The organism is Megasphaera hominis, assembly GCF_014269395.1.
Classification (GTDB): domain Bacteria; phylum Bacillota; class Negativicutes; order Veillonellales; family Megasphaeraceae; genus Megasphaera; species Megasphaera hominis.
In genome coordinates this window covers 1-2,876 of sequence record NZ_JACOGK010000064.1, presented here as the reverse complement: position 1 = coordinate 2,876, position 2,876 = coordinate 1, and the positions used below count along the sequence as shown (strand labels likewise).

The window sequence follows — 2,876 nt, the reverse complement described above, 5'->3', positions numbered from 1 at the left end:
CTTTTTTAAAAAAGAGACTTAACGAACCTTAGAATAATCATGACGAAAGTCAAGTAAGTAAGGGCGTACGGCGGATGCCTTGGCCATATCAGCCGAAGAAGGACGCGATAAGCTGCGATAAGCTGCGGTGAGGTGCAAGTAACCATTGACCCGCAGATCTCCGAATGGGGAAACCCGGCAGCAGGAGTGCTGTCATCCTCTAAGAGGAAGGGCACCCGGTGAACTGAAACATCTAAGTAGCCGGAGGAAAAGGAATCAACAGAGATACCCCAAGTAGCGGCGAGCGAACGGGGCAGAGCCCAAACCGATCCGGGAAACCGGGACGGGGTTGCGGACTGCGATCAACTGCCAGCGTGAAGCAGAATCAGGTGGGAACCTGAGCCAGAGACGGTGAGAGCCCGGTAAGCGTAAGCAACGGCAGGGAGCAGGATCCAGAGTACCACGAGACACGAGAAACCTTGTGGGAAGCAGGGGGGACCACCCTCCAAGGCGAAATACTGATATGGACCGATAGCGCATAGTACCGTGAGGGAAAGGTGAAAAGAACCCCGGGAGGGGAATGAAAGAGAACCTGAAACCGTATGTCTACAAGCAGTCGAAGCACATTAGTGGTGCAACGGCGTGCCTATTGAAGAATGAACCGGCGAGTTATTTCATCCAGCGAGGTTAAGCAGGAAATGTGGAGCCGCAGCGAAAGCGAGTCTGAACAGGGCGAGGAGTTGGATGGAATAGACCCGAAACCACAGTGATCTACCCATGTCCAGGTTGAAGCACAGGTAAAAATGTGTGGAGGACCGAACCAGTGAGCGTTGAAAAGCTTTTGGATGAGATGTGGGTAGGGGTGAAATGCCAATCGAACGTGGAGATAGCTGGTTCTCCCCGAAATAGCTTTAGGGCTAGCCTCATGGTAAGAGTACAGGCGGTAGAGCACTGAACAGGGTAGGGGCCTATCCGGCTACTGAACCTAATCAAACTACGAATGGCTGTACTTATACATGGGAGTCAGACTGCGAGTAATAAGACCCGTAGTCAAGAGGGAAACAGCCCAGACCAACAGCTAAGGTCCCCAATGCCGTACTAAGTGGCGAAGGATGTGGAATTTCGAAAACAACCAGGATGTTGGCTCAGAAGCAGCCACCATTAAAAGAGTGCGTAATAGCTCACTGGTCGAGAGACTCTGCGCCGAAGATGACCGGGGCTAAAGTACGGAACCGAAGCTTTGGCAGTTAGTCAAACTAACTGGGTAGGGGAGCGTTCCTGCATGGGAGAAGCCTGACCGGAAGGACAGGTGGACAGGCAGGAAGAGAGAATGCCGGTATGAGTAGCGAAAAGAAAGGTGAGAATCCTTTCCACCGAAAGCCAAAGGGTTCCTGGGCAACGCTCGTCGTCCCAGGGTAAGTCGGGACCTAATCCGAGGCGAAGACGCGTAGGAGATGGACAACAGGTTGAAATTCCTGTACTGACAGTTCTCGTTTGAGCGAGGGAGTGACGCAAGAAGGAAGGCGCGCATGCGGTTGGAAGCGCATGTCCAAGCAGGTAGGTTGAATGGCAGGCAAATCCGTCATTCTGAAAGCCGAGATGCGATGGGGAGTTTCTGGAGACAGAAACGAAGGGGCTGGGACTCGATTGCCAAGAAAAGCTTCTAGTGAGAGAACTGCCACCCGTACCGCAAACCGACACAGGTAGGCAGGAAGAGAATTCTAAGGTGCGCGGGAAAACCCTCGTTAAGGAACTCGGCAAAATATATCCGTAACTTAGGGAAAAGGATAGCCCGGAGAGTGTGAAGAGCCGAAACGCTCGGAGCATGAACGGGCGGCAGAAGAGAGGCCCAAGCGACTGTTTACCACAAACACAGGCGTCTGCGAAAGGGAAACCTGAAGTATAGATGCTGACACCTGCCCGGTGCTGGAAGGTTAAGAGGACTTGTTAGCGCAAGCGAAGCAGAGAATTGAAGCCCCAGTAAACGGCGGCCGTAACTATAACGGTCCTAAGGTAGCGAAATTCCTTGTCGGGTAAGTTCCGACCCGCACGAAAGGTGTAACGATTTGGGCACTGTCTCAACGAGGGACCCGGTGAAATTGAAGTACCTGTGAAGATGCAGGTTACCCGCGACTGGACAGAAAGACCCCATGGAGCTTTACTGTAACCTGAGATTGGATTCTGGTAGAAGATGTACAGGATAGTTGGGAGGCGGAGAAGCGTGTACGCCAGTATACGCAGAGCCAATGGTGGGATACCAACCTTGTTTTATTGGAATTCTAACGAAAGATGTAACGAATCTTCGGACAGTCTCAGGCGGGCAGTTTGACTGGGGCGGTCGCCTCCGAAAGAGCAACGGAGGCGCCCAAAGGTTCCCTCAGTGCGGACGGAAACCGCACGCAGAGTGCAAAGGCAGAAGGGAGCTTGACTGCGAGACGGACAGGTCGAGCAGGGACGAAAGTCGGGCTTAGTGATCCGGTGGCAGAGAGTGGAATTGCCATCGCTCAACGGATAAAAGCTACCCTGGGGATAACAGGCTTATCTCTCCCAAGAGTCCATATCGACGGGGAGGTTTGGCACCTCGATGTCGGCTCATCACATCCTGGGGCTGAAGTAGGTCCCAAGGGTTGGGCTGTTCGCCCATTAAAGTGGTACGCGAGCTGGGTTCAGAACGTCGTGAGACAGTTCGGTCCCTATCCATCGCGGGCGTAAGAAACTTGAAAGGGGCTGCTCCTAGTACGAGAGGACCGGAGTGGACCGACCAATGGTGTACCAGTCATGGCGCCAGCCGTGCAGCTGGGTAGCTACGTCGGGGACGGATAAACGCTGAAAGCATCTAAGCGTGAAACCAGCCTAGAGATGAGGTTTCTCATTGCGCAAGCAAGTAAGGTCCCACA

1 rRNA gene is annotated in these 2,876 nt (G+C 53.3%); it reads left to right on the top strand.

The annotated features are described in order from the left end of the window. Positions 1–47 precede the first annotated feature (47 nt). A 23S ribosomal RNA gene (locus H8J70_RS12235) occupies positions 48–2,876 on the top strand; the annotation flags it as partial.